The sequence below is a fragment of the Allobosea sp. LC85 genome, from assembly GCF_000735605.1.
Taxonomy (GTDB): Bacteria; Pseudomonadota; Alphaproteobacteria; order Rhizobiales; family Beijerinckiaceae; genus Allobosea.
Window position 1 is genome coordinate 54,436 of record NZ_JPKG01000053.1, and the last position, 25,038, is coordinate 79,473.

Annotated in this window: 25 protein-coding genes; 12 read left to right on the forward strand and 13 right to left on the reverse strand. The window is 63.7% G+C overall.

The window, feature by feature from the left end:
• Positions 1-92 precede the first annotated feature (92 nt).
• Entirely contained in the window at positions 93-833 is a 741-nt protein-coding gene (locus tag FG93_RS23320; RefSeq protein ID WP_043239118.1) for a TerC family protein, read from the forward strand.
• A gap of 132 nt (positions 834-965) precedes the next feature.
• On the opposite strand, the gene dnaQ is transcribed toward FG93_RS23320, so the two are convergent.
• From dnaQ to FG93_RS23345, 5 genes are read right to left on the reverse strand one after another with little or no spacing between them, the layout of a single operon-like run.
• On the reverse strand, positions 966-1,673 hold the full coding sequence (gene dnaQ / locus FG93_RS23325) for a DNA polymerase III subunit epsilon (RefSeq protein ID WP_043239120.1): 708 nt from the start codon (positions 1,671-1,673) through the stop codon (positions 966-968).
• The gene (gene coaE / locus FG93_RS23330) at positions 1,666-2,292 is read right to left on the reverse strand and encodes a dephospho-CoA kinase (RefSeq protein ID WP_043239122.1); all 627 of its coding nucleotides are present in this window, start codon (positions 2,290-2,292) and stop codon (positions 1,666-1,668) included. The genes dnaQ and coaE overlap by 8 nt, the downstream gene beginning before the upstream one ends.
• Before the next feature lie 15 nt (positions 2,293-2,307).
• Complete coding sequence (locus tag FG93_RS23335; protein ID WP_043239124.1) at positions 2,308-3,141, reverse strand: shikimate dehydrogenase; 834 nt, start codon at positions 3,139-3,141, stop codon at positions 2,308-2,310.
• A gap of 18 nt (positions 3,142-3,159) precedes the next feature.
• A complete protein-coding gene (locus tag FG93_RS23340) occupies positions 3,160-3,786 on the reverse strand; it encodes a Maf family protein (protein WP_043239126.1) in 627 nt (208 codons plus the stop codon).
• A complete protein-coding gene (locus FG93_RS23345; RefSeq protein WP_043239129.1) occupies positions 3,783-4,613 on the reverse strand; it encodes a pyruvate, water dikinase regulatory protein in 831 nt (276 codons plus the stop codon). The genes FG93_RS23340 and FG93_RS23345 overlap by 4 nt, the downstream gene beginning before the upstream one ends.
• Positions 4,614-5,071: 458 nt before the next feature.
• Here FG93_RS23345 and hemE point away from each other — a divergent pair, with 458 nt between their 5' ends.
• From hemE to rho, 3 genes are all read left to right on the forward strand, one after another.
• Complete coding sequence (gene hemE / locus FG93_RS23350; protein ID WP_043239132.1) at positions 5,072-6,103, forward strand: uroporphyrinogen decarboxylase; 1,032 nt, start codon at positions 5,072-5,074, stop codon at positions 6,101-6,103.
• A 13-nt stretch (positions 6,104-6,116) separates the two neighbouring features.
• Positions 6,117-6,542, forward strand: a complete 426-nt coding sequence (gene hemJ, locus FG93_RS23355) for a protoporphyrinogen oxidase HemJ (protein WP_043239196.1) — start codon at positions 6,117-6,119, stop codon at positions 6,540-6,542.
• Positions 6,543-6,765: 223 nt separating this feature from the next.
• Positions 6,766-8,031: a transcription termination factor Rho gene (gene rho / locus FG93_RS23360; protein ID WP_043239134.1), complete on the forward strand. Its 1,266-nt coding sequence runs from the start codon at positions 6,766-6,768 to the stop codon at positions 8,029-8,031.
• Positions 8,032-8,143: 112 nt separating this feature from the next.
• Here rho and FG93_RS23365 read toward each other — a convergent pair whose 3' ends face one another.
• A complete protein-coding gene (locus FG93_RS23365) occupies positions 8,144-10,147 on the reverse strand; it encodes a thioredoxin domain-containing protein (RefSeq protein WP_043239136.1) in 2,004 nt (667 codons plus the stop codon).
• A 51-nt stretch (positions 10,148-10,198) separates the two neighbouring features.
• On the opposite strand from FG93_RS23365, the gene mnmE reads away from it, so the two are divergent.
• From mnmE to FG93_RS23390, 5 genes are all read left to right on the forward strand, one after another.
• Complete coding sequence (mnmE, locus tag FG93_RS23370) at positions 10,199-11,515, forward strand: tRNA uridine-5-carboxymethylaminomethyl(34) synthesis GTPase MnmE (RefSeq protein ID WP_043239138.1); 1,317 nt, start codon at positions 10,199-10,201, stop codon at positions 11,513-11,515.
• 97 nt (positions 11,516-11,612) lie between these two features.
• Positions 11,613-13,502 carry a tRNA uridine-5-carboxymethylaminomethyl(34) synthesis enzyme MnmG gene (gene mnmG, locus FG93_RS23375; RefSeq protein ID WP_043239199.1) on the forward strand — a complete coding sequence of 630 codons (1,890 nt, stop codon included), beginning with the start codon at positions 11,613-11,615 and terminating at the stop codon, positions 13,500-13,502.
• A gap of 3 nt (positions 13,503-13,505) precedes the next feature.
• The gene (rsmG, locus tag FG93_RS23380; protein ID WP_043239141.1) at positions 13,506-14,153 is read left to right on the forward strand and encodes a 16S rRNA (guanine(527)-N(7))-methyltransferase RsmG; all 648 of its coding nucleotides are present in this window, start codon (positions 13,506-13,508) and stop codon (positions 14,151-14,153) included.
• Positions 14,150-14,983 carry a ParA family protein gene (locus FG93_RS23385; protein ID WP_043239143.1) on the forward strand — a complete coding sequence of 278 codons (834 nt, stop codon included), beginning with the start codon at positions 14,150-14,152 and terminating at the stop codon, positions 14,981-14,983. The genes rsmG and FG93_RS23385 overlap by 4 nt, the downstream gene beginning before the upstream one ends.
• Positions 14,984-15,017: 34 nt before the next feature.
• Positions 15,018-15,896, forward strand: a complete 879-nt coding sequence (locus tag FG93_RS23390; protein WP_043239145.1) for a ParB/RepB/Spo0J family partition protein — start codon at positions 15,018-15,020, stop codon at positions 15,894-15,896.
• Between the two features lie 22 nt (positions 15,897-15,918).
• Here FG93_RS23390 and holA read toward each other — a convergent pair whose 3' ends face one another.
• Genes holA through leuS form a run of 3 tightly spaced genes read right to left on the reverse strand, consistent with a single transcriptional unit; the run spans position 15,919 to position 20,117 of the window.
• Positions 15,919-16,950, reverse strand: a complete 1,032-nt coding sequence (gene holA / locus FG93_RS23395) for a DNA polymerase III subunit delta (protein WP_043239147.1) — start codon at positions 16,948-16,950, stop codon at positions 15,919-15,921.
• 16 nt (positions 16,951-16,966) lie between these two features.
• Positions 16,967-17,506 (reverse strand): LPS assembly lipoprotein LptE, encoded by a 540-nt coding sequence (lptE, locus tag FG93_RS23400; RefSeq protein ID WP_052514095.1) that lies wholly within the window; start codon positions 17,504-17,506, stop codon positions 16,967-16,969.
• A complete protein-coding gene (leuS, locus tag FG93_RS23405) occupies positions 17,493-20,117 on the reverse strand; it encodes a leucine--tRNA ligase (RefSeq protein ID WP_043239149.1) in 2,625 nt (874 codons plus the stop codon). Before leuS ends, lptE begins: the two co-directional genes overlap by 14 nt.
• Positions 20,118-20,321: 204 nt before the next feature.
• Here leuS and FG93_RS23410 point away from each other — a divergent pair, with 204 nt between their 5' ends.
• On the forward strand, positions 20,322-20,987 hold the full coding sequence (locus tag FG93_RS23410) for a YggS family pyridoxal phosphate-dependent enzyme (protein WP_043239150.1): 666 nt from the start codon (positions 20,322-20,324) through the stop codon (positions 20,985-20,987).
• An 85-nt stretch (positions 20,988-21,072) separates the two neighbouring features.
• On the opposite strand, the gene FG93_RS23415 is transcribed toward FG93_RS23410, so the two are convergent.
• Positions 21,073-21,642, reverse strand: a complete 570-nt coding sequence (locus FG93_RS23415; protein ID WP_244448707.1) for a L,D-transpeptidase — start codon at positions 21,640-21,642, stop codon at positions 21,073-21,075.
• 81 nt (positions 21,643-21,723) lie between these two features.
• Here FG93_RS23415 and FG93_RS23420 point away from each other — a divergent pair, with 81 nt between their 5' ends.
• Positions 21,724-22,410, forward strand: coding sequence for a response regulator transcription factor (locus FG93_RS23420; RefSeq protein ID WP_043239204.1), 687 nt, complete (start codon positions 21,724-21,726; stop codon positions 22,408-22,410).
• A gap of 6 nt (positions 22,411-22,416) precedes the next feature.
• On the forward strand, positions 22,417-22,881 hold the full coding sequence (locus FG93_RS23425; protein ID WP_043239152.1) for a cyclic nucleotide-binding domain-containing protein: 465 nt from the start codon (positions 22,417-22,419) through the stop codon (positions 22,879-22,881).
• A gap of 9 nt (positions 22,882-22,890) precedes the next feature.
• On the opposite strand, the gene xth is transcribed toward FG93_RS23425, so the two are convergent.
• The 3 genes from xth to FG93_RS33890 form a co-directional block, all read right to left on the reverse strand.
• Entirely contained in the window at positions 22,891-23,706 is an 816-nt protein-coding gene (xth, locus tag FG93_RS23430) for an exodeoxyribonuclease III (RefSeq protein ID WP_043239154.1), read from the reverse strand.
• Positions 23,707-23,873: 167 nt separating this feature from the next.
• Positions 23,874-24,710, reverse strand: coding sequence for an outer-membrane lipoprotein carrier protein LolA (locus tag FG93_RS23435; RefSeq protein ID WP_081881773.1), 837 nt, complete (start codon positions 24,708-24,710; stop codon positions 23,874-23,876).
• Positions 24,711-24,892: 182 nt separating this feature from the next.
• The gene (locus FG93_RS33890) at positions 24,893-25,027 is read right to left on the reverse strand and encodes a DNA translocase FtsK (RefSeq protein WP_280114157.1); all 135 of its coding nucleotides are present in this window, start codon (positions 25,025-25,027) and stop codon (positions 24,893-24,895) included.
• Between the last annotated feature and the right edge of the window lie 11 nt (positions 25,028-25,038).

The window sequence follows — 25,038 nt, forward strand, 5'->3', positions numbered from 1 at the left end:
ATGCCTTGCGCATCGGCAGGGCGACCTCCATCTCCGACATTCATTGAAGCGGGCGCCAATCCGGCGTCCGCATTTTGTTATATGGAGACCCGATGGACCATCTGATGACGCTTGCTGCCGACCCCGCCGTCTGGGCGGCTCTCGGGGCACTGATCGCCATGGAGGTTGTCCTCGGCATCGACAATCTGATCTTCATCTCGATCCTGACCAACAAGCTGCCTGAGGAACAACGCTCGCTCGGCCGCAAGATCGGCATCGGGCTCGCGCTGTTCATGCGGCTTGCCCTGCTCGGCACCGTCGCCTTCATCGTGCAATTGACGGAGCCGATCCTCTCGCTCTTCGGCAAGGCCTTCTCCTGGCGCGATTTCATCCTGATCGCCGGCGGCCTCTTCCTGGTCTGGAAGGCAACGACCGAGATCCATCACAAGGTCGACGTCAATCACGGGCCCGATGTGTTCGACGGCGGCCGCGCGGCAACCGTGACCTTCGGCGCCGCGATCTTCCAGATCCTGCTGCTTGATCTCGTCTTCTCGATCGACAGCATCATCACGGCCGTCGGCATGACCGAGCATGTGCCGGTGATGATGATTGCGGTGATCGTCGCCGTACTGGTGATGCTGCTTGCCGCCGACCCGCTGGCGAAGTTCATCGAGAAGAATCCGACGATCGTGATGCTGGCGCTCGGCTTCCTGCTGATGATCGGCGGCACGCTGATCGGCGAGGGTTTCGGCGCCCATATCCCGAAGGGCTACATCTACGCTGCCATGGCCTTCTCGGCACTGATCGAAGGCCTCAACATGATGTCGCGGCGCGCCAATCGCCGCCGCGGCTAGATCGCCGTGCGTCCGTTCGGACGCAGAAGCGGCGATCTAGCTCTTTGTTTGAGCATCGGATTTTTCCGAAAACCGGATTCCACTTTTCGGTCCGATGCTCTAGCCAGCCCGAAGCTGAGCCGCCCAAGCGGCTCAGCTCTCCTTGGCCAGATCGAGATAGCCGCTCCAGAGCGGTGTCTTGAGGGTCAGAATGAAGCTCTCGTGAGCCGCGATTGCCGCCTCGTCGAGGCGGGGCGCGAGCGGGCGCTGGCGCTGCGGCCGCTCTGAAAGATCGGCGAGACCGTTGCCAAGACCGGCAGCGGTGACCACGCCAAGTCCGAGATCAGCCTGTTTGCCGCCGATCAGCTCGATATAGACCTCGGCGAGAATCTCGGAATCGAGCAGCGCGCCGTGCTGGGTGCGCCTCGTATTGTCGATGCCATAGCGCTGGCAAAGCGCATCGAGACTGTTCGAGGCTCCAGGGTGCTTGCGCCGCGCCATCGCCAGCGTATCGACGACCAGGGAAGGCTCGATCGGGCCCCGGCCGACGCGCTTCATCTCCATGTTCAGGAAGCCGACGTCGAAGGCCGCATTGTGGATGACGAGCCGCGCGCCATCGATGAACGCTGCAAACTCCTCGGCAACGGCCGCGAAAACGGGCTTGTCCGCCAGGAAGGCGTCGGACAGTCCGTGGACCTTGAAGGCGCCTTCCGACATCGTCCGCTCGGGGTTGATGTATTGATGGAAGGTGCGGCCCGATGGGCAGTGATTGACCAGTTCGACGCAGCCGATTTCGACGACGCGATCGCCACCATTGGCTTCAACGCCGGTCGTCTCGGTATCGAGGACGATCTCACGCATGCCAGGACGCCTCTTCTTGCCGGGTCCGGCCAGGACGGCCAGCCAGTGCCTGGAGGATAGAGCGGACCTGTCTCTGTGCCACCAGCAAGCCATGCGAGGTGTCCACAAGGAAGTGCGCGCGCCGGCGCTTCTCCGCGTCGGGCATCTGGCGCGCAAGGATCGCGTCCAGCTTCTCCGCCGTCATGTCCGGACGCGCCAGCACGCGGGCGCGCTGCACCTCGACCGATGCCGTGATCACGACGACCGCGTCACAGCGATTGCCGCCTCCAACCTCTAGCAGGAGCGGCACATCGAGGACGGCAATATCGCGCCCTGCTACCATGCAGTTCTTGATGAAGACGATCTCCTCCTCCCGCACCAGCGGGTGGATGATTGCTTCGAGCGCGCGCAACGCTTCCGGCTTGCCCACGACCATGGATGAGAGTCGGGCACGATCGACGGTCCCGTTCACCACAGCCTCCGGAAAGGCTGCCGCGATCGGTGCGACCGCCCTGCCCCGGTAGAGCACATGGACGGTGGCATCGGCATCATGGACAGGCACGCCGCGGGCCCGGAACATCTCCGAGGTGGTCGACTTTCCCATGCCGATCGAGCCGGTCAGTCCCAGGATGAAGGTCATGCGGCACCCAGCGAATCAGGCGCCCAGGATATCGGCTTCGAGCCGGGCCCGCAGCGCCGGTGTGACCTTCGGGGTCACACCGAACCAGCGCGCAAAACCCGGCACGGCCTGGTGCAACAGCATGCCGAGGCCATCGACCGGAACACCGCCACGACGCTCGGCCTCTTCGAGCAGAGGCGTCCGCAACGGCACGTAGACGATGTCGTCAACGATCGTGCCGGGGCGGAGCCTGCTGAGATCGAGATCGAGCGGCGGCTTGCCGTTCATGCCAAGCGCCGTCGTGTTGATGATCAGATCGGCCGCTCCGACCAGCTCATGACGCTTTGACCAGTCCTGCGCCTCGACCGGCCCTCCGAGTGCGCGGGCAAGTTCCGTGGCTCGGTCCGCGCTGCGGTTGACGAGGATGATCCGCTCGAGGCCATGCCCCTTCAGTGCAAAGCCGATGGCCCGCGCTGCGCCGCCCGAGCCAAGAATGAGAGCCGTTGCGACCCGCTCGCTCCAGCAGGGTACACTGCCATCAAGATGGGCGAGGAAGCCGGCAGCATCGGTGTTGTCACCGATCAGGCGCCCATCTTCACGCCAGATCGTATTCACCGCGCCCATCGCCCGGGCGACGGGGCTGAGATCATCGACCAGGAGCAGTGACGCCTCCTTGTGCGGAACCGTGACGTTGCCGCCCACGAATTCTCCGGTTCGGACCCGGGCAATGAACGACGGGAGCGCGGCCGGTGCGACATCGATGCGTTCATAGGATCCATCGAGCCCATGCTCGGCGATCCAGCTGCCGTGAATGAGCGGCGAGCGCGAATGGGCGATCGGGTGACCGATGACGAAGCAGCGACGGGTCATGGAATTCAGGTGTCCGGATCAATCGATGAGAGCACCCTGCTCGCGCAGGGTTTCGAGTACGGCAAGGAGCGGGAGGCCGAGGATGGTGAAATGGTCGCCCTCGATCGCAGCGAAGAGCTGGGAACCAAGGCCCTCGAGCTGGTAGCCGCCAACGCTGGTCAGGACCGCCGGACCAGCGAGCTCGACATAGGTTGCGATGAATTCCAGCTCCAGTCGCCGCATCGTCAGCCGTGCGGTCTGTCCGCCTTCAGCGAGGATCTCGCCGTCGCGTGCCAGCACAAAGGCGGAGTGGAGCTCATGCGTACGCCCAGCCAGGGTTGCGATCTGCGCGGCGGCGCCAGCGAAATTCTCGGGCTTGTGAAAAATCTGACCCTCGCAGGTCAGCGTCTGGTCGGCGCCCAGCACGAAGCGGCCAGGCTTCATCACCGAGACATGCAGCGCCTTTGCGCAGGCGAGCGCAGCTGCAATCGCCTCGCCTTCGACACCCTGCGTGAGCAGGGGCGCTTCGGCGGCTCGCTCGTCAATATCGGGCTTCAGGGTGTCGACCGGAATCCCGGCAGCGCGCAGCATCCCGGCCCGGGTCGCACTGCCGGAGGCAAGCAGCAGAGGCTCCGCTGCACGCCAGAGAGAGGGGCTCTTCGTCATGTCGCGATGAACTTCATGCGATGGTCGCGCAGCAGGTCGAGGATGGCTGCCGCCGTCTCCTCGATCGAGCGCCGGGTGACATCGATCACCGGCCAGCCCCTACGGGCGCAGAGCTTGCGCGACTGCGCAATCTCATCGGCCACGGCGGTGGGGTCGACATAGGGCGTCTCGTCATCCGCCTTCATCGAGAGCAGCCGGTTTTGCCGAATCTGCACGATGCGCTCGGCGCTGGCGACCAACCCGACGATCAAGGGCTTTCTCAGCCGCTCAAGCTCGGCCGGCAAAGCTACATTAGGCACCAGCGGCACATTGGCGGTCTTGATACCCCGGTTGGCGAGATAGATGCTGGTCGGCGTCTTCGAGGTGCGGCTGATGCCGACCAAGATGATGTCAGCGCTTTCCAGATCGCCCCCGAGCTGCCCATCATCATGCATCAGCGTGTAGTTCATCGCGTCGATGCGGCGGAAATATTCGGCATTGAGCACATGCTGCGCGCCTGGCCGCGGCGACCCCGCCTGGCCGAGATAAGACTGGAACAACGACAGCACCGGGTTCAGCACGGACAGGCAGGGACAGCCGAGCTCCTGGCAGAATTTCTCGAGCCGCTCCGCCCATTCCGCTTCGACGAGCGTGTAGAGCACGACTCCTGGCGAGGATTCGATCTCCGCCAGAACGCGGGCGAGCTGAGCCTCCGAGCGCACCAGCGGATAGACATGCTCGATCGCCGAAACCGATTCATATTGGGCGGCGGCGGCCCGGCTGACCGCGATCAGGGTCTCGCCGGTGGCATCAGACACCAGATGCAAATGAAAATAGTTGCGCGCCACGTGGGCTCCCGGAGCTTAACGAAGTTGCAACCTCTAGCGCGCCATATCGGCAATGCAAATTGTCGTCCTGGACCAGGACCCCCAGCGCTGACCGCGATGAGGGGTCACGCTGGTCATGGGGACTGCTGTGGACAACCGTACATCCGAGCGGAGCCCGGAGCCGCGACTGTATAAGTCCCTCTTTCCATCAACAGGCTGGCCCCTGGGGACACGTGGAGCGATGTTTCACGTGAATCATTTTAACGATCGGCGGCCCCGGCGCTGATTCCGATTTCTTACTAATCAGTTAAGGCGCCCCGCCCCCCGGGCGATTCCGGCCTGCGACATCGGCTCGCCCTGTGGACCGGTTGTGGACAAAGTTGGGCCGGGCTATTTGCCCCTGACCAAGAGTCAAAACAAAAGAATCTCTCTCTAAGATTCTTTTAAGAATTAGGCCTGAACGGCTGACCGGAGTGGGCATGGCTAACGACGATCCGGTTTTCCTGCGGAGCCTTTCAGGCGAGGTGATGGCGACGCCGCCAATCTGGCTGATGCGCCAGGCCGGACGCTATCTGCCGGAATACCGCGAGGTCCGTGCCAAGGCGGGTGGCTTTCTCGAGCTCTGCTACAATCCGGCCTTCGCCACCGAAGTGACCCTTCAGCCAATCCGCCGTTTCGGTTTCGACGCAGCGATCCTGTTCTGCGACATCCTCGTCGTGCCGCATGCGCTCGGCCAGAAGCTCTGGTTCGTCCAGGGAGAAGGCCCACGGCTGGAGCCAGTGGGTGATGCAAAGAGGCTTGGCGAGATCCATGAGGAGATCGACCAGGACGTGCTGGCGCCGGTCTACGAAACGGTTGGCAAGGTCAAGGCTGCCCTGCCCGGCAAGACGGGCTTCATCGGCTTCTGCGGGGCGCCTTGGACCGTAGCGACCTATATGGTGGCCGGGCGGGGCACGCCGGATCAGGGTCCGGCCAAGGAACTCTTCACCCGTGATCCGGAACTGTTCGCCCGGCTGATCGACCGGATCGTGACGGCGTCCATCGCTCATCTCAACGCTCAGATCGAGGGCGGTGTTGACGCGGTGCAGATTTTCGACAGCTGGGCGGGCTCGCTTGGCGAGGCCGATTTCGAGCGCTGGTGCATTGCGCCGACCAGGCGGATCGTCGATGGGGTGCGGGCGCGCCATCCCAAGGCAAAGATCATCGGCTTTCCCCGGGGCGCCGGCCGTTTGATCCCGAGCTATGTCAAAGCGACCGGCGTAGATGCCGTCGGGCTCGAGACGGATATCGATCGCGAGTTTGCGCGGACTCAGATCCAGTCGCTTGCGCCGATTCAGGGTCACCTTGACCCGCTACTTCTCCGGGCAGGTGGTGCCGAACTGGAGCGGGAGGTCGAGGAGATCCGGACGTCCTTCGGCGGGGGTCCGTTCGTCTTCAATCTCGGGCATGGCATCCTGCCGGATACGCCGATCGCTCATGTCGAGCGCTTGGTTGCGGCCGTCAGGTCATGATGAGGATGCGCTGATGCTGATCGAGTGGATCAAGGCTTTTCACGTGGTGGCGGTCATCTCCTGGATGGCCGGCATGCTCTATTTGCCGCGGCTGATGGTTTATCACGCAGAGGCGCAGACCGGCTCGGTGCAGTCCGAGACCTTCAAGATCATGGAGCGCCGGCTGCTCAAGGGCATCATCAACCCGGCGATGATCCTGACCTGGGTTCTGGGCCTGTACCTTGCCTGGGCGATCTACGGTTTCAAGGGTGGCTGGCTGCACGGCAAGATCCTGCTCGTGGTCATCCTCTCCGGCATCCATGGCATCCTGGTCGGACGGGTCAGGGCCTTCGCCGAAGATCGCAACGACAAGTCGGCGCGCTACTACCGGATCATCAACGAAGTGCCGGCGCTGCTGATGGTCGGTATCGTGATCCTGGTCATCGTCAAGCCGTTCTAAACGACGCCGACGTTTCCGGCTTGAGAGTCCACCGGAAACCGGCTATCAAGCGCTACGCGACTTTTTGCGTCCTCCCTGTTGTCGATGGTTCGTGAGCTGGCTGCTGGTGCAGACGCTCATGGTGCGCATCCCCTGCGCACTGGTCCTCCCAGGCCCTGTCGAGCCCTCCACTGAGTCCCTGACCTCCGCCATTCGCGTGGGGGCATTACGATCCGGGTGCCCCATGCGGGAAATCAAGCTTCACGAACTCAAGGTCAAATCGCCGACCGAGCTTCTTACCTTCGCCGAAGGCATGGAGGTCGAGAACGCCAGCACGATGCGCAAGCAGGAGCTGATGTTCGCGATCCTGAAGCAGTTGGCCGCCAAGGAAACCGAGATTCTCGGCGAGGGCGTGGTCGAGGTGCTGCAGGACGGTTTCGGCTTCCTGCGCTCCTCCGACTCGAACTATTTGCCGGGCCCCGACGACATCTACGTTTCGCCTTCGCAGATCCGCAAGTTCGGCCTGCGCACGGGTGATACGGTCGAAGGGCCGATCCGTGGACCCAAGGATGGCGAGCGCTATTTTGCGCTGCTCAAGGTCAACACGATCAATTTCGAGGACCCGGAGAAGATCCGGCACAAGATCCATTTCGACAACCTGACGCCGCTTTATCCGGACGAGCGTCTGCGGCTGGAAGTCCAGGATCCGACCAAGAAGGATTTCTCGCCCCGCGTGATCGACATCGTCGCTCCGGTCGGCAAGGGTCAGCGCGCCCTGATCGTGGCGCCGCCGCGTACCGGCAAGACGGTACTGCTGCAGAACATCGCGCAGTCGATCACCAACAATCATCCCGAGTGCTATCTGATCGTGCTGCTGATCGACGAGCGGCCCGAGGAAGTCACCGACATGCAGCGTTCGGTCAAGGGTGAGGTCGTGTCCTCGACCTTCGACGAGCCGGCAACGCGCCACGTCCAGGTTGCGGAGATGGTCATCGAGAAGGCCAAGCGCCTGGTGGAGCATGGCCGTGACGTCGTGATCCTGCTCGATTCGATCACGCGCCTGGGCCGTGCCTACAACACCGTCGTTCCCTCTTCCGGCAAGGTGCTGACCGGTGGTGTCGATGCCAACGCCCTGCAGCGGCCGAAGCGCTTCTTCGGCGCGGCGCGCAATATCGAGGAAGGCGGCTCGCTGACCATCGTTGCGACCGCGCTGATCGATACCGGCAGCCGCATGGACGAGGTCATCTTCGAAGAGTTCAAGGGCACCGGTAACTCGGAAATCGTGCTCGACCGGAAGGTGGCCGACAAGCGCATCTTCCCGGCGATCGACATCCTCAAGTCGGGCACCCGCAAGGAAGAGCTGATCACACCGAAGGACGTGCTGCAGAAGACCTATGTGCTGCGCCGCATCCTGAATCCGATGGGACCGCAGGACGCGATCGAGTTCCTGATCGACAAGCTGCGGCAGACCAAGCAGAACTCCGAGTTCTTCGATTCGATGAACACCTGATCAGATCGGGAATCGCCGCGCCGGTACGAGCTGGTGGCGTCGGAGCCCAATGAGCTAAGCGAGGCGGGTCGGCAGTGATGCCGAACCCGCCTTTCTTGCTTGGGCCGCAGGGTCACCGCCCCGCAGCAACGGCATCCTGCAATTGATTCGGATCCGTGACGGGGGGCAGGCAACGCCCGGCGAAGCAGATAAAGGCGGTGCCGCTGCCTGCAAAACGCGCCATGGAAGCGGCGGGGTGATCCGCTGGCAGAGCGCTGGCATCCGGGCAGTCGACGATCATCGTTGTCGTAAAGGGCAATGCCAGCGCGGCCTGGCGAAGGCGCGCGCGTTCTGGTCCGGCCAGGACGATCTCGACGCCATGCCGTGCCAGATCAAAGGCGTTGAGCACGGAGCCATGGGCCATGGGCGCGCGCTCGGCAGCGGCCAATGCTGCCATGAGAAACTGCTCGGCATGGGTTCTGTCGGCCGGCGCTCCTGTCTTGGCCGCCAGGCGCAGCAGGTTCCCTGCATGCACGCCATTGGCGTTCGGGACTGCGTCATCATGAGTCGGCCTCGGTACGACCGGCAGGGCGGCGCTATCACGCCGGGTCATACCAAGTAGACCCGTATCGGCGTGGCGGTAATACCGCGAGAGATGGGTCGACCAGCGCAGGGCGTCGTCGAGGAAATGCTGTTCCGATGTGGCGTCGTGCAATGCCAGGGCCGCATCGATCATCGCCGCGTGATCGAGCGCAAAGCCCGGGGCGATCAGCCGGCCTGCGCGATAGGAGTGAGCAAGACCATCGCCATCCTTCATTGATTCGGTGACGAAATGGTAGGCTCGTCGGGCAAGGACCAGCCAGGCGGGTTCGTCGAGCAGGCCGGAGGCACGCACGAGCGCCGCGATCATCAGCCCATTCCAGTCGGCCAGGATCTTGTCGTCGCGGGCCGGAGGAACGCGGCGAGCACGCAAGGCCAGGAGATCCCGCCGAATGCGGGCGAGTTGCTGCTCGGATGCCGGATCGGGATCGGGCGTGTCGAGCCGGTTGAGGATCGTGACCTCTTCCCAGTTGCCATGGGCAGTGACGTCATAATGACGGGCAAAGAGTTCCGCGTCCGCTGGTGTGAGATGGCTGGCCAGCTCCTGGGCCGTCCAGACATAGAACTTGCCTTCGACCCCTTCGGAATCGGCATCGAGGCTGGAAGCGAAAGCGTCCTCCTGCAGCAGCATGTCCCGCTCAAGCCAGGCGACGATGCCCTGGGCCGCACTGTGCGCCAGCGGATCGCCGCTGCGCTTCGCTTCAAGCGCATAGAGCTCGAGCAGCTGGGCATTGTCATAAAGCATCTTCTCGAAATGCGGCACGAGCCAGCGCTCGTCGACCGCGTATCGGGCAAAGCCGCCGCCGAGATGATCGTGAATGCCGCCACGCGCCATGCGTTCCAGGGTGCGGCTCGCCGGCAGGAGTGTGGTCGCGTTCCGCGTGCGGCTGCCTTGACGCCAGAGCAGCTCGGTCAGGCCGGGGTTGGGGAACTTTGGTGCGCCGCGCAGCCCGCCATGATGCGGATCGAAGGATTGGGCGATCTGGCTGGCGATCTGGTCGAGGTCCGGTTCGTATCGGGTTTCCGAGCTGGCTGCAGCCTCACCTTGCTGGAGCGCAGCGTTGATCGCAGAGGCATTCCGCGCGATCCGCTCAGGTTCCTGCGCGTGGATGGCCGCGATCTGCTGCAGCACCTGGCTGAAGGACGGGCGCCCATATTGCGCTATCGGTGGAAAATAGGTGCCGCCCCAGAAGGGCTGACCGTCGGCCATGAGGAACATGGTCAGGGGCCAGCCCCCCTGCTCGCCCAGGCTGTGCAGCGCATTCATGTAGACGTGATCGATATCGGGTCGCTCTTCCCGGTCGACCTTGATGTTGACGAAGAGCGCGTTCATCAGCGCCGCGGTTGCGCGGTCCTCGAAGCTCTCATGGGCCATGACATGGCACCAGTGGCAGGCGGCATAGCCGACCGAAAGCAGGACTGGGCGCCCGCTTGACCTCGCTTCGGCAAAGGCTTCCTCGCTCCATTCCCACCAATGGACGGGGTTGTCCTTATGCTGCAGGAGATAGGGGCTGGCGGCGGCTCCTAGACGATTCATCGACGGGTCTCCCGGGCCGATCAGCGTCGCAACGGAAAGATATGGCAGCCTATGACGACAGGACAGGATTACCCCACGATTGTGGCGCTATCGTCGGCCAATGGTCGGGCCGGGGTGGCCGTCCTGCGGGTATCGGGGCCTCAAGTTCGATTCGCCCTCGAAACAATTTCCGGCATTATCCCCAGCCCGAGGCGCGCAGTGCTTCGGCATCTGCGCCATCCGGTCTCCCGCGAGGTGATCGATTCGGCCCTGGTCCTGTTCTTTCCGGGGCCGGCGAGCTTTACTGGTGAGGATGTCGCCGAGTTCCATATCCATGGTTCGCGTGCCGTGATGGCCGCCCTGCTCTCGGCTCTGACAGGTCTGCCGGGGCTTCGGCTGGCGGAAGCGGGCGAATTCACCCGGCGAGCCTTTGAGGCGGGCAAGCTCGATCTGGCAGCCGTCGAGGGTCTGGCAGACCTGATCGATTCGGAGACGGAATGGCAACGGCGACAAGCCCTGCGGCAGATGGAGGGGGCGCTTGGTCATGCTGCCGCGCTATGGCGAGACCAGTTGGTCGGTGCGATGTCCTTGTTGGAGGCCGAGATCGATTTCTCGGATGAAGGCGATGTTTCCGGGGCGCTGGTCGAGGACGCGATTGCCGCGGTCACAGAAGTGCTGGCGAGCCTGTGCGATGCCCTGGGATCGTTTCGGATGGGCGAGCGGGTTCGCGAGGGTTTTGTCGTCGTGCTGGCGGGACCGCCTAATGCGGGCAAATCGAGCCTGCTGAACGCCCTCGCCCGCCGTGACGTGGCAATCGTCTCGCCACAGCCTGGTACGACCCGCGATATGATTGAAGTCAGGCTCGATCTTGCCGGTTTCCCGGTGACGCTGATCGATACGGCGGGCTTACGCGATAGCGTCGATCCGATCGAAGCAGAAGGTGTCCGCCGGGCGACGGCTCTGGCCGAGAAGGCGGATCTCGTGCTGAGGCTTCGCGCAGTCGATTCGCCCCCGAACCGAACGACTCTTGACCCGCAGGATCTGATGGTTGCCACCAAGTGCGACCTGCCCGGCCAAACCGGCGTCGGGGAGCTGGCCGTGTCCGTGCAAAGCGGCGTCGGACTCGACGCGCTCTTGAGGAATATCTCCGAGCGGCTCGGTGCGCTGAGCAATCCCGAGCCCGCACTGTTGACCCGCGAGCGCCAGCGCGTTGCGGTTACGGATGCAGTGGAAGCGCTGCAGCGGGTGACGGCTTCGGGGCATGGCCAGGTCGAGTTGCTGGCCGAAGATATCAGGATTGCCGTGCGGGCTCTCGAACGGCTGGTGGGGCGGATCGACGTCGAGGATGTGCTGGACCGGCTGTTTGCTGGCTTTTGCATCGGAAAGTAGCCACTCAACCGGCTGCGCGGGCGTTTCACGTGAAACCTTGGGCCGCGAGATCACAAGAATCTTGACCCTTGGCACGGTGTTGGCTAGCGACATGCGCATGTCCCATTCCATTGCCACTGATCGCTATGACGTCATCGTCGTAGGCGGCGGCCATGCCGGCGCCGAAGCTGCCGCCGCTGCGGCGCGTCTCGGCGCCCGCACGGCCCTGCTCACGCATCAGCGTGAGACCATCGGCGTGATGTCCTGCAATCCTGCTATTGGCGGGTTGGGCAAAGGCCATCTGGTGCGCGAGATCGATGCGCTCGATGGCATCATGGCTCGGGCGGCCGACCGTGCCGGCATTCAGTTTCGGATGTTGAATCGCCGCAAGGGCCCGGCCGTTCGCGGCCCGCGCGCACAGGCCGACCGCAAGCTTTATCGGAGCACGGTTCAGGACCTGCTCGCCGAACTCGGTCATCTCGAGATCGTTGTGGGCGAGGCCTTTGATCTCGATATAGCGAATGGCACGGTTCGAGCTGTTGTCCTGTCCGACGGCCGTCGATTCGCCTGCGGAACGGTTGTCCTGACAACAGGCACGTTCCTGCGTGGATTGATCCATATCGGCGAGAAGACAATTCCGGCAGGGCGCGTGGGGGAAGCCCCTTCACTTGGCCTGTCGGCTACGCTGGAGCGTCATGCGTTTCCGCTTGGCCGCCTCAAGACGGGCACGCCGCCACGTCTGGACGGGCGTACGATCGCCTGGTCCGAACTGGAGATGCAGGCCGGCGACGAGCCGCCGGAGCCGTTCTCTGCGCTGACCGATGCGATCACCACACCGCAGATTTCCTGCGGAATTACCCGCACGACGCTTGCTTCGCATGAACTGATCCGGGCCAACCTCCATCGGGCGCCGATGTTTTCCGGTCAGATCGAAGGCCGGGGGCCGCGCTATTGCCCGTCCATCGAGGATAAGGTTGGCCGCTTCGGGGATCGCGATGGTCACCAGATCTTTCTGGAGCCGGAGGGGCTCGATGACCCCACCGTCTATCCCAATGGTATCTCGACCTCACTGCCGGAAGACGTGCAGCTTGGCTTGCTGAAGACGATTCCCGGGCTCGAAGATGCAGCCATGCTGCGTCCTGGTTATGCGATCGAATATGATTTCGTCGATCCGCGCGCCTTGACGAACACGCTGGAGACGCGCGCGATCGGCGGTCTGTTTCTGGCTGGCCAGATCAACGGAACGACCGGTTATGAGGAGGCGGCTGCCCAGGGGCTCTTTGCGGGTCTCAATGCAGCGCGGCGCGCCGGTGGCGCAGAACCGGTCGCGATGGATCGGACCACCTCCTATATCGGTGTGCTGGTTGATGACCTCGTTACGCGCGGCGTGACCGAGCCCTATCGCATGTTCACCTCGCGCGCCGAGTTCAGGCTGTCGCTGCGTGTCGATAACGCCGACGAGCGGTTGACCCCGCTGGGTATCGAGCTTGGCCTGGTCGGAGGCGAGCGGGAGCGCCGGTTCCGGTCCAAGGCCGAGCAGATCGACGGCTTGCGTGAGCGTCTGAAATCTCTTTGGCTGACACCGCAGCAGGCCGACCAGGTCGGCCTGCAATTGAACCGCGACGGGGTGCGCCGCAGCGCCTATCAACTCCTGTCCTATCCAGATATCAGCTTTGAGCAGCTAGCAGTGATCTGGCCCGAGCTCGGCACCTATCCTGTCTCCGTTGCGTCGCGGGTGGCGGCGGATGCAACCTACGCTGTCTATCTCGACCGGCAGGCTGCCGAGATCGGTGCCTATCAGCGAGATCAAGCTCTGGCGGTCCCGGCCGATCTCGATCTTGATGGCATCTCCGGCCTCTCGAATGAGTTGAAGGCAAAGCTATTGCAGCAGCGCCCGGCGAATCTCGCGCAGGCATCACGGATTGAAGGCATGACTCCCGCTGCACTGACCTTGCTGGCAGCCCATGCCCGCCGAGATCGCGGCCGCGCGACGCAGACGGCGGCTTGAGTCGTGGCTGTTGACAACGACGACCGCGCCCGCGCTCTGCGCTTGACTCCTGTTTCACGTGAAACACAGGAGCGGCTCGCGCTGCTGGTCGCAGAGCTGGTCAAATGGCAAAATGCGAAGAACCTGGTCTCTTCGGCAACGCTATCGGACGTCTGGACCCGGCACATTGCTGATTCGCTCCAGCTCTTCGCGCTGGCGCCCGACGCCAGGACTTGGCTCGATCTCGGCTCAGGCGGTGGATTTCCCGGCCTTGTGATCGGGATCTGCCTCGCCGAGCAGGGGCAAGGACGGATCCACTTGGTCGAGAGCAATGCGCGCAAATGTGCCTTTCTGCGCCATGCGGCCCGGGTGACCGGTGCGCCTGTGACGGTTCATGCCTCGCGGATCGAGGATATCGTTGGGGAGTTCACAGAAAAAGTCGATGTCGTGACGGCTCGGGCGCTCGCCCCGCTCCCGATTCTGCTAGGGTGGTGCAAGGAGTTGTTGAGAACCGGGACACTTGGGCTCTTTCCCAAGGGACAATATCTAGATGCTGAATTGACCGAAGCGTCTAAATATTGGAAGATTCAGGCCTCGACAGTTGTCTCCGTGACAGATCCGGCAGCTCGCATTCTGTTGATTCGCGAGGCCGAGCAGCGGGCCGATTCATGACCGATCTGACTCCCATTAGTCTTCCTCCGCGCCGGCCACGGGTGCTGGTGCTTGCCAATCAGAAGGGCGGCGTCGGCAAGACGACGACGGCCATCAATCTGGGCACAGCTCTCGCCGCGATCGGTGAGAAGGTGCTGATCATTGATCTCGATCCGCAAGGGAATGCCTCGACCGGCCTCGGCGTTGACCGGAAGAGCCGGCAATCCTCGACCTATGATGTGCTTTGCGGCGATATCGGCCTTGGCCAGGCGCTGCAGGAGACCGCTGTACCCGGTTTGTTCATTGCGCCGTCGACGCTCGACCTGCTTGGTGTCGAACTCGAGATCGCCAGCGCCAAGGATCGCACCCAGCGTCTCAAGAAGGCGATCGACGAGATTTCCGACGATCAGCGCTGTTCCGAGCTGACCTATATCCTGATCGACTGCCCGCCTTCGCTGAGCTTGATCACGATCAATGCGATGACTGCAGCCGACGCGGTGCTTGTGCCGCTGCAATGCGAGTTCTTCGCGCTGGAAGGCCTCAGCCAGCTGCTCAAGACGGTCGAACAGGTTCGAAACGGTCTCAATCCGCGCCTGATCATTCAGGGCGTGGTTCTGACCATGTTCGACCCGCGCAACAATCTCTCCGGCCAGGTCATGGCCGATGTCCGCGAGTTCTTGGGCGACAAGGTCTATGAGACCGTGATCCCGCGTAATGTCCGGGTTTCGGAAGCCCCGTCCTATGGCAAGCCCGCCTTGCTCTACGATCTCCGCTGCGCCGGCTCGCAGGCCTATTTGCGGCTGGCATCCGAAGTCATCAGGCGGGAGCGTGCGCTGCGCGCCGCTGCCTGAAATCATTTCGTATTTAGTATCAAGAGGTTGAATTATGGCCGAGGAACAGGGACGTTCACGTCTTGGCCGGGGTCTCGCCGCTCTGATTGGAGATGTCGGCGACGAGATCGGAGCTCTCGAGCGTGCCAGGGGCCAGCGTCGGGTTCCGGTCGAGTTCCTGCGGCCGAGTGCGCGCAACCCGCGGCGCAGTTTTGCGGATGACGAACTCGAGGATCTGACGGCTTCCGTCCGCGAGCGCGGGATCCTGCAGCCGATCATCGTGCGGCCGCTCAAGGGCATGGCTGACGCCTATGAGATCATCGCCGGCGAGCGACGTTGGCGCGCCGCGCAGCGCGCCGGCCTGCATGAGGTTCCTGTCATCCAGGTCGAGGCCGACGACCGCGAGGCGCTGGAAATCGCCATCGTCGAGAACGTCCAACGCAGCGACCTGAACGCGATCGAAGAAGCCGCCGGGTACGAGCGCCTGATCGCCGAGTTCAGCTATACCCAGAACGATCTGGCCCGTGTCATCGGCAAGAGCCGAAGCCATGTCGCCAACACGTTGCGCCTTTCAAAATTGCCGGAGCCTGTCCGACGGATGGTGGCCGAGGGCGCCGTTTCGGCCGGGCACGCGCGCGCCTTGCTCTCGGTCGCGGAGCCGGAGCTGATGGCCCGCAAGATCGTCGACGAAGGCCTCAGCGTCCGCGATATCGAACGACTGGTGCAGGAAGAGACGCGGGGCGAGAGCAAGAGCGCCCCTGGCAAGCCGAAACCTGAAAAGGATCCGGACACCCGTGCGTTGGAAAAGGCGCTCGAGGAGGTTCTGGGGCTTTCGGTGTCGATCCAGCACCGCCCCAGCGGCGGGGGCGACATGAAGATCGGCTACAAGACGCTTGATCAACTCGACGCGTTGTGCCGGCGCCTGAAGGCCTGATCGGGCCCTCTGCGCTCAATCGCTAGGACCCTCGCCCGCCGCTTTGTGCCAGCCGGGCGAGGGTCCAGAGCGTGCGCGCAGCGGTCGGACGGGCGAGTTCGCCATCGCGCCTGACGGCGAGCGTCGCAGTTCCCAGGATGCCGACCGCTTCGGTGAGTTTCTGCACGGACCAGGCGTTTATCGCCGCTTCAGCGGCCGCCATGCGGGGAAAGGGCAACCGCATGGCGGAAACCGCATCCCGGGCGCTACGGCCGCCATCGACGCTCTGACGGGCTTTCAGCAGCGTCAGAGCATGGCGCAGCAGGCCGCCAAGCATCACACCGGGATCGAGGCCCTCACTGGACAGCTTTGAGAGCGCCAGATCGAGCACCGCCAGACGGCCGGAGAAGACCGCATCGACAAGCGCAGCCTGCTCGCGCTGAGCCGTGTCGCCAACAACCGCCTCGATATGCGCTTCGGTGATCGCCGGATCTTCGCCAACATAGAGCAGAAGCTTCTCGATCTCGCGGCGAGATGTCTGGCGATCACCGCCCAGAAGCCCGGTCAGCTGCTCACGCGTCGTGCGGTCGATGGACTTGCCGGCGGCGCGGACCATTTCGTCGATGATGCTGCCAAGATCGCGCGCAGCATCGCCATAGCAGGGCACGGCGAGGGCCGTGCGGGCCTTCTCACAGGCCTGGCGCAGGGGATTGGCGCGCTGAAGATCGCCCGCTTCGACGATGACGATCGCGTCCTGTGATGGCGTCGACAACAGCGGCTCGACCGCCGCGAGCAACAGCTTCGATGTCGGAGACACCCGAATGGCACGGCGTCCGCCAAAGAGGCCGATCGTGTTGGCTTCGTCGACCAGCTTGAGCGGATCGGCGGCGACATCGTCGCCATCCATGCGGATCAGCTGGAAGGCGTCGTTGATATCGTCGACGCTGGCGCGGGCGAGCGCTGTCGCCCGCTCGGAAACCAGGCCGGAATCCGGGCCATAGATCAGGATGAGGCGCCAGGCCGGGTCCAGTTTGGTCAGGGCCCGGTCGGCCTCATGGGCCTTGATGGCGACCATTTGCCTGTCGTCCGGCTCAGCCGGCGACGAGATCGGCAGCAATCTGCCCGCGGATCAGCGTCGCCAGCGACTTGCCGGCACGGATCTGGGCATCTCGTGCAGCGCGCACCGTGGAAAAACGTTGCTGCGAGCGTTCATAGGGCGCCCGGGTCACGGTTCTGCCGGAGGACACGACCTCTCCAGTGCCTTCTCGGACGACTGACCATGTGGCTGTCGCGACGAGAACGGCCGAGTCGGCGCGGCCGCTGGCGTAGTCGACGGTCACGACTTCGATCGATTCGTCGATCGAGGCCTGCAGTTTCAGGCGCTTCGGACCGGTGGCCTCTCCGCCTCCGCCGCCATCGAGTTCGAAGACGAGTTCGTTACGCAGGTAATGTCCGACGAGGCCCTTGATCTCGCCGATTTCGACATTCCTGAGTGCCGTCTTGACGCTGCCGCCAACGGTGCTGGTGGTGTTCTCGGCATAGAGCGGGCGCAGGCAGCCGCCAGCAAGCGCGGCTGCACCGAGTACGGCGGCCAGCATGAGGCGGCGGGTATGCGAATCAGACGACGACATTCACAATTCTCCCCGGCACCACGATGATCTTCCGGATCGGGCGATCGTCCAGGGCCTTGATGACGGCCTGGGATGACCGAACGATGGCTTCGACGGAGACCGTATCCGCATCGGCTGGCACGGTCACCTCTGCCCGCTTCTTGCCGTTGATCTGAACCGGCAGGGTGACGCTGTCGTCACGGAGCAGTTCGGCATCAGCGACCGGCCAGGAGGCCTCGCCAACGAGGCCGGGCTGGCCGAGCGCATGCCAGCACTCCTCGGCGAGATGCGGCATCATCGGCGCGACGAGCTGCGTTACGATGGTGGCGGCCTCATGCAGCGCAAAGGCCATATCGGCAGAAAGCGCGGCTTCCTCGGCGGCTCCGTCGAGCGCCTTCGCGATGGCGTTGGTCAACGTATAGATATGAGCGACGCACCGGTTGAAGCCGAGGCGCTCGATATCGGCACCGACGGCGTGTAGGGCGCGATGGCTGGCCTTACGCAAGGTAAGGGCCGCTTCGCCGAAATCCGCGGTTGCACCCACGGCATTGCCGGTCCGCTCGGCGATCTCGCCGATCAGCCGCCACAGGCGTTGCACGAAGCGGGCTGCGCCCTGAACGCCTTCATCGGTCCAGATCACATCGCGATCAGGCGGCGAGTCCGAAAGCATGAACCAGCGCGCGGTGTCGGCGCCATAGGAGGCGATGATGTCGTCGGGGTCGACCACATTCTTCTTCGACTTCGACATCTTCTCGATGGAGCCGATCTCGATCGGTGCTCCGGTTTCGACATGGAAACCGCGCCGCTCGCTGCCATTGGCCTCGATGCGGACATCGCCGGGCTCGACCCAGGAGCCATCCTCGGCCCGATAGGTCTCATGCACCACCATGCCCTGGGTGAAGAGGCCGGCGAAGGGCTCGTCCAGCCCGGCATGGCCGGTTGCCTTCATGGCGCGGGTGAAGAAGCGCGAATAGAGCAGGTGCAGGATCGCGTGCTCGACGCCGCCGATATACTGGTCGACGGGCAGGAAGCGGTCGACGACCCTACGATCCGTTGGGCTTTCGGTGCGCCAGGGATCGGTGAAACGGGCAAAATACCACGAGGAATCGACGAAGGTATCCATCGTGTCGGTTTCGCGCCGGGCCGGCTTGCCGCAATTGGGGCAGGCGACATGTTTCCAGCTCGGGTGATGGTCGAGCGGGTTGCCGGGCTTCTCGAAGGAGACGTCGTCCGGCAGCTTGACCGGCAGGTCGGCATCCGGGACCGGCACGGTGCCGCAATCGGCACAGTGGATGATCGGGATCGGACAGCCCCAGTAGCGCTGGCGCGAGATGCCCCAATCGCGCAGGCGGAAGTTCACCTTGCGCGTGCCGACAGGTTGATTGCCGCGTGTTTCGCTCTCCAGCCGGCGGGCGACCTCTTCTTTCGCTTCCGGAATGGTCATGCCATCCAGGAAACGCGAATTGATCATGCGGCCATCCTCGCCATAGGCCGTGTCCGTGATGACGAAGCTCTGGGGATCGACGCCCTCGGGGCAGACGACCGGGGTGTTGCCGAGCCCGTATTTGTTGACGAAGTCGAGGTCGCGCTGGTCATGCGCCGGGCAACCGAAAATCGCACCGGTGCCATATTCCATCAGGATGAAGTTCGCGACATAGACCGGCAAAGTCCATGACGGATCAAAGGGATGGACCGCGCGCAGGCCGGTATCGAAGCCGAGTTTCTCGGCCTTGTCGATCGCCTCCTGGGCCGTGCCGGTGCGCTTGCACTCCTCGATGAACGCCTGCAGCTCCGGATTTTTGGCAGCGGCGGCCTTGGCCAGCGGGTGATCGGGCGCGATCGCCATGAACTTTGCGCCGAACAGCGTGTCCGGGCGGGTCGTATAGATCTCCAGCTCGGATTGGCCGAAGGCATTCGATTCGAGCACGAAACGAATCAGCAGCCCTTCCGAGCGGCCGATCCAGTTCTTCTGCATCAGCCGCACCTTCTCGGGCCAGCGCGTCAGCCCTTCCAGGGCGTCATGCAGCTCCTGGCCGTAATCGGTGATCTTGAAGAACCATTGGGTCAGCTCGCGGATCTCGACTGGAGCGCCGGAGCGCCAGCCACGCCCGTCAATGACCTGCTCATTGGCGAGGACGGTCTCGTCGACCGGATCCCAGTTGACCTTGGCGGTCTTGCGATCGACCAGCCCGGTCTTGAGGAAGTCCAGGAACATCTTCTGCTGATGGCGATAATAGCTCGGGTCGCAGGTGGCGAGCTCCCGGCTCCAATCCAGCGACAGCCCCATCGACTGCAGCTGCGTGCGCATCGTCGCGATGTTGGCATAGGTCCATTCGCGCGGATGGATCTTGTTGGCCTTGGCAGCATTCTCGGCCGGGAGGCCGAACGCATCCCAGCCCATCGGGTGGAGGACCGAAAAGCCCTTGGCCCGCTTGTAGCGCGCAACGACATCGCCCATCGCATAGTTGCGAACATGGCCCATATGGATGCGCCCCGACGGATAGGGGAACATCTCAAGCACGTAATAGCTCGGGCGCGTGTCGTCATTGCGGGTCTCGAAGAGCTTGCGCTCATTCCAGACCTGGCGCCATTTCGGCTCGGCTTCCTTGGGATTGTAACGTTCGACGGCCATGATGCGCGGGCAATTCTTGGATAAGCGGAGCCTGCCGGCAGCTTCCTACGAAATCGCTGGGCGCTTTCAGAGGAAACAGAAGGCCGTTTCCGCAGTTAGAGCGGGATTCGGGCGGAAAACCGGTTCCGGCTTTTCCACATCATGTTCTAGGACACCATTGCACGCACGCGGTCAACGGCGCGCGCGAGATGGAAGGGTTTCACGATGAACGATACGGTTACGCGGCTGGCTGCCACGCAAGCAGCGATTGCACGCGCCGCGCGTGATTTCGAGCGCCGCCCCGCAGACGTGACGCTGATCGCCGTTTCGAAGACCATGCCCGAGGAATCGATCCTTCCTGCCCTGGAGGCAGGACAGCGCGTCTTCGGTGAGAACTACGTCCAGGAAGCCAAGGCGAAATGGCCGGGCCTGCGCGAGCGCTTTCCCGATGTCGAGCTGCACATGATCGGCCCGCTGCAGTCGAACAAGGCGCGGGACGCGGTGGCCCTGTTCGATGCGATCCATACTCTCGATCGAGAGAGCCTGGCGAAGGAACTTGCCCGCGAGATTGCAAGGGCCGGCCGGACACCGAAGCTCTTCGTGCAGGTGAATACCGGCGAAGAGCCGCAGAAGGGTGGCATCGGCCCGAGCGAGGCCGATGCCTTCATCGCGCTCTGCCGTACGGATCACGGTTTGGTGATCGACGGGCTGATGTGCATTCCGCCAGCCGATGAGCCGCCTTCGCCGCATTTCGCGCTGCTGGCCAAGATCGCCTTGCGCAACGGGCTTCGCGGACTCTCGATGGGAATGAGCGCCGATTACGAGGCTGCGATCCAGCTCGGTGCTACCCACGTTCGTGTCGGTAGCGCGATCTTTGGGGCCAGAGCGTAGGGGGGACTCCCCTATTCGCACGCCGGGGTCTACGCGCGGGTAGTGCCGAGTCGGCCCCAGGCTTGGATCCTACTGGCTGCGGATCCTACCGGATCTCCATGACGCAGCGCCGGGCGAGGCGTGGCAGCAGCTTTCGAAAGACATGGCTCTCGACGGCGACGCAACCCGCCGTCGGAGTGAAGCCAGGCCGGGCCAGATGCCAGAAAATCGCGCTGCCGCGGCCGCGAATCACCGGGGCGTCGTTCCAGCCCATTTCGACGACGACATCGTAGAGATGGTCCTCGCGTGTGAGCCGCTCCTCGGCTTCGCCGGGCGGCTGGTCGATCAGGCGATTATAGCGCCGGTCGGCGCTATCGTCGCACCAGGCATCGCGAGGCGAGATTCGGCGCAGGATCAAGCTGGTCTGGGGGCGGGGCAAGCGGTCGGCGCGGTAGAAGACGCGCCGGAGCGGCAATGTGGCGCGGGGGGTGCCGCCATCGCCCTCACGCTTGGCGACAATGATGCCGGAGCGGCCAAGCGCACAGGGAAAACAGGCCCCGCCGGCGATCAGAAAACCCTTGCGGCGATCATGGACGGAGCGGACGACCCGCAACCGGATAAGGCCCCGCCGCAGCTCACCTGGACCGGCACCGCCGGCCTGATCACATTTTCTCACGGATATTCCACCCCGCCTGACTTGCAGTCGCGATTCAGCGGGCTCATGGTGCCGGAATCGCAAACCGTTCAAATGATTGCCATGCCCGCGGTCCATCATATTCTTCTGGTTGACGACGACCAGACGTTGCGTGACGCGCTCGCGGAGCAGCTCGCGCTCTATGACGAGTTCCGGATCTCGACGGCTGCGACGGCGTCCGCCGGCGTGAAGGCCGTTCAGGCCGAGCGGGTCGATCTCGCCGTCATGGATGTCGGGCTTCCCGACATGGACGGTCGCGAGGCGGTGAAGGCAATGCGCCGCAACGGTTTCAAGAGCCCGGTGATCATGCTAACCGGACAGGGCTCGGATGCTGATACCGTGCTCGGGTTGGAAGCCGGCGCCAATGATTATGTGGTGAAGCCGTTCAAGTTCGCAGTGCTGCTCGCGCGCATCCGCGCCCATCTGCGGCAGTATGAGGCGAGCGAGGATGCCGTCTTCCAGGTCGGCCCCTATACCTTCCATCCCGGCTCGAAGCTGCTTGTCAGCGAGAAGGGCTCGAAGACCAAGCTCACCGAGAAAGAGACCGCGATCCTGCGCTTTCTCTATCGTGCCGGCCGCAAGCCGATTGCCCGCGAGATCCTGCTTCAGGAGGTCTGGGGCTATAATTCACAGGTCACCACCCACACGCTGGAGACCCATATCTACCGCCTGCGCCAGAAGATCGAGCCCGATCCCGCCAATGCGCGACTATTGGTGACGGATGCGGGCGGCTATCGCCTGAATCCTTGAGATTTCATGGCGCTTAACGACGACATCGCCTTCCTGGCCAGACAGCCGCTGCTGGGTCTCATGGACCACGACGCCCTGCGGCTCGTGGCCTTTGCCGCCGAGAACCGCATCCTGCGAGCCGGCGACGTGCTGTTCCGGCGCAACGACGGCTCTGATGGTGCCTATCTCGTCGTCTCGGGTGCGATTGCGCTCATGAGCCAGGATGACGGCCGACCAGCCGACGAGGTCGTTGGTCCAGGCGGGCTGATCGGGGAACTGGCGCTGTTCGCCTCGATCAAGCGGCCGGTGACGGCCGTTGCGCGCGAGCCCACCCAGCTGATGAAGCTCTCGCGCAGCGTAATGCGCCGGGTGCTCGGGGAATCCCCGCAATCGGCTCAGGCGATCGCGGCAGCGATCGGAGAGCGGCTGCAAGGCTTCATGAGCGAATTGTCACAGGTTCGCGATGCACTGATCGCGATCGACCGAAGCTGAAGCACTCGATCAGAGCTCCAATGTCACCGTGACGGGAACGTGGTCCGAGGGCCGCTCCCAGCCGCGCGCCTCGCGCAGGAAGGTGAGATCGCGCAGGGTCGGCTTCAATCCGTCAGAGAGCCAGATATGGTCGAGCCGGCGGCCCTTGTTCGAGGCGGCCCAGTCCGCGGCACGGTAGCTCCACCAGCTATAGAGCTTCTCGGGTTCGGGCCGCAGCGTGCGCGCGGCATCGGTCCAGCCAAGCTCCGAGCGCAGCGTCTCAAGCGTCGTGGTTTCGACAGGTGTATGACTGACCACGTCCAGAAGCTGCTTATGGCTCCAGACATCGTGCTCATAGGGCGCGATATTGAGGTCGCCGAGCAGGATGCTCGGCCGGTCGGTTGGTCGTTTGGCGATTCCCCAGGCGCCGAGTTCGTCGAGAAAGGCGAGTTTGTGGGCGAACTTGTCGTTCAGGTTCGGATCCGGGATGTCGCCTCCGGCCGGGATGTAGAAATTATGGATGGCGATGCCTGCGGCGGCGCCAGCTCCCTTGTCGAGCACGACGGTCATATGGCGGGCATCATTGCGTCCGCACATCGCCATCGCGTCCTTCTCGCTGAAGGGCAGGCTTGAGACGATAGCGACGCCATTATAGCCCTTCTGGCCGATGAAGGCCTGATGGACATAGCCGATCTTCTCGAAGGCCTTGGCGGGAAACTGCTCGTCAGGAGTCTTGGTCTCCTGCAGGCACAGTACGTCCGGTGTGGTGGTGGTCAGGAATTCCGTCACCATGCCGATGCGCAGGCGCACCGAATTGATGTTCCAGCTCGTAACGGTCAGATTCACGCAGTGTTTCCGGATCGAAAGGGAGCCGGAAACTGGGTCTTGGCAGTGGAAAAAGCAAGCCACACCGAAGCCCGACGGGGTTGCGGTCGCCGCCGCCCCGTTCTCGGAACAAGCCCGCGGGCAGTGCCGACCGGTGTCGATGGCAGGGCCGGCCGTTCAGTTCGCGCTCAGAGCATGCGCTCGTAGTTGATCACGAAATTCTTCGGATCGGGCCGCCGTTGCGTGTCGAGGTTGTAGAGCGAGACCGATGTCTCATAGCCCTGGGGATCGATGACCACCCACTGCCTGAGCTCGTTGGCCGCCATGTCATAGTTCAGCGTGATCTTCGACGTGCCGCCGAGCGTCGAACGGTCCTCGACGCTGACCGACAGAATGTCGCCCTTGGTGCTGACCTTGGTGATGGTCGAGTCGCGGGCAAGATCCATGCGCTCCTTGACGAGGAACTTCAGTGGCGTCTGGCCGATCGAATAGAGATCCTGGGTCGCGAGCTTCTTGTCGCGGATTGCCACAGAGGTGCCATCGGCGATCACCTCCATGGTCACGGGCGGCCGATACTCGAAGCGCATCTTGCCCGGGCGCTGGATATAGAGCTTGCCCTCGAAGCGGCGGCCGTCAGCGGCGAACTGGATGAAATCGCCCTGCAAGGTCGCGAAGCCATTGAAATAAGCATTGAGACGCTCGACAGCCTCCTGCTGCGAGAGCGGGCCGGACGGCTTGCTGGTCGACTTGGCCGGGGCGGCAGCCAGACGGGGCTGTTCGGCGGCGGCAGTGGCAGCGGTGGTGACAACCTGGTGGGAGATAGCCTCCGTCGTCCGCGGCAGGCCAAGGCCCGGCGGTCGCATCGGCGGCAGTGGTATCGCGCGCGGAGCTGCCGGCTTGGCGGCCGGCGCCGCAGGCTTGGCCTGAAGATCAAGCGGCTGGGCCGCGAGCGGGCCAGACGCAAAGGCGAGCCCGAGCGCGACAAAGGCGCCGAGCGAAGCCTGCATTGGCGAAACGCGTGTCATGAGCAAAGCTGCTCCGATGCTGGGGCCTGATCGGCCTGAATGTTCGCGTCATTGCCTGATGCTGGCAATGACTGGAGGCGGGCGAGATGGCCCGCCGCCTCGGGTAAACGCATCACCCACCGTATGAGTTGCACCGCAGCGTGGCAATTTGAGGACCTGCCGGCCGTCTCTCCGCCGTCCGCTCAATCCTCGTCTTCTCTGGCGCGACTGGCCTCGACGAGGATCTCTCGCTTGCCGGCGTGGTTTGCGGGGCCGACGATGCCCTCGTTCTCCATGCGCTCCATGATCGAGGCGGCGCGGTTGTAGCCGATCTGCAGGCGGCGCTGGA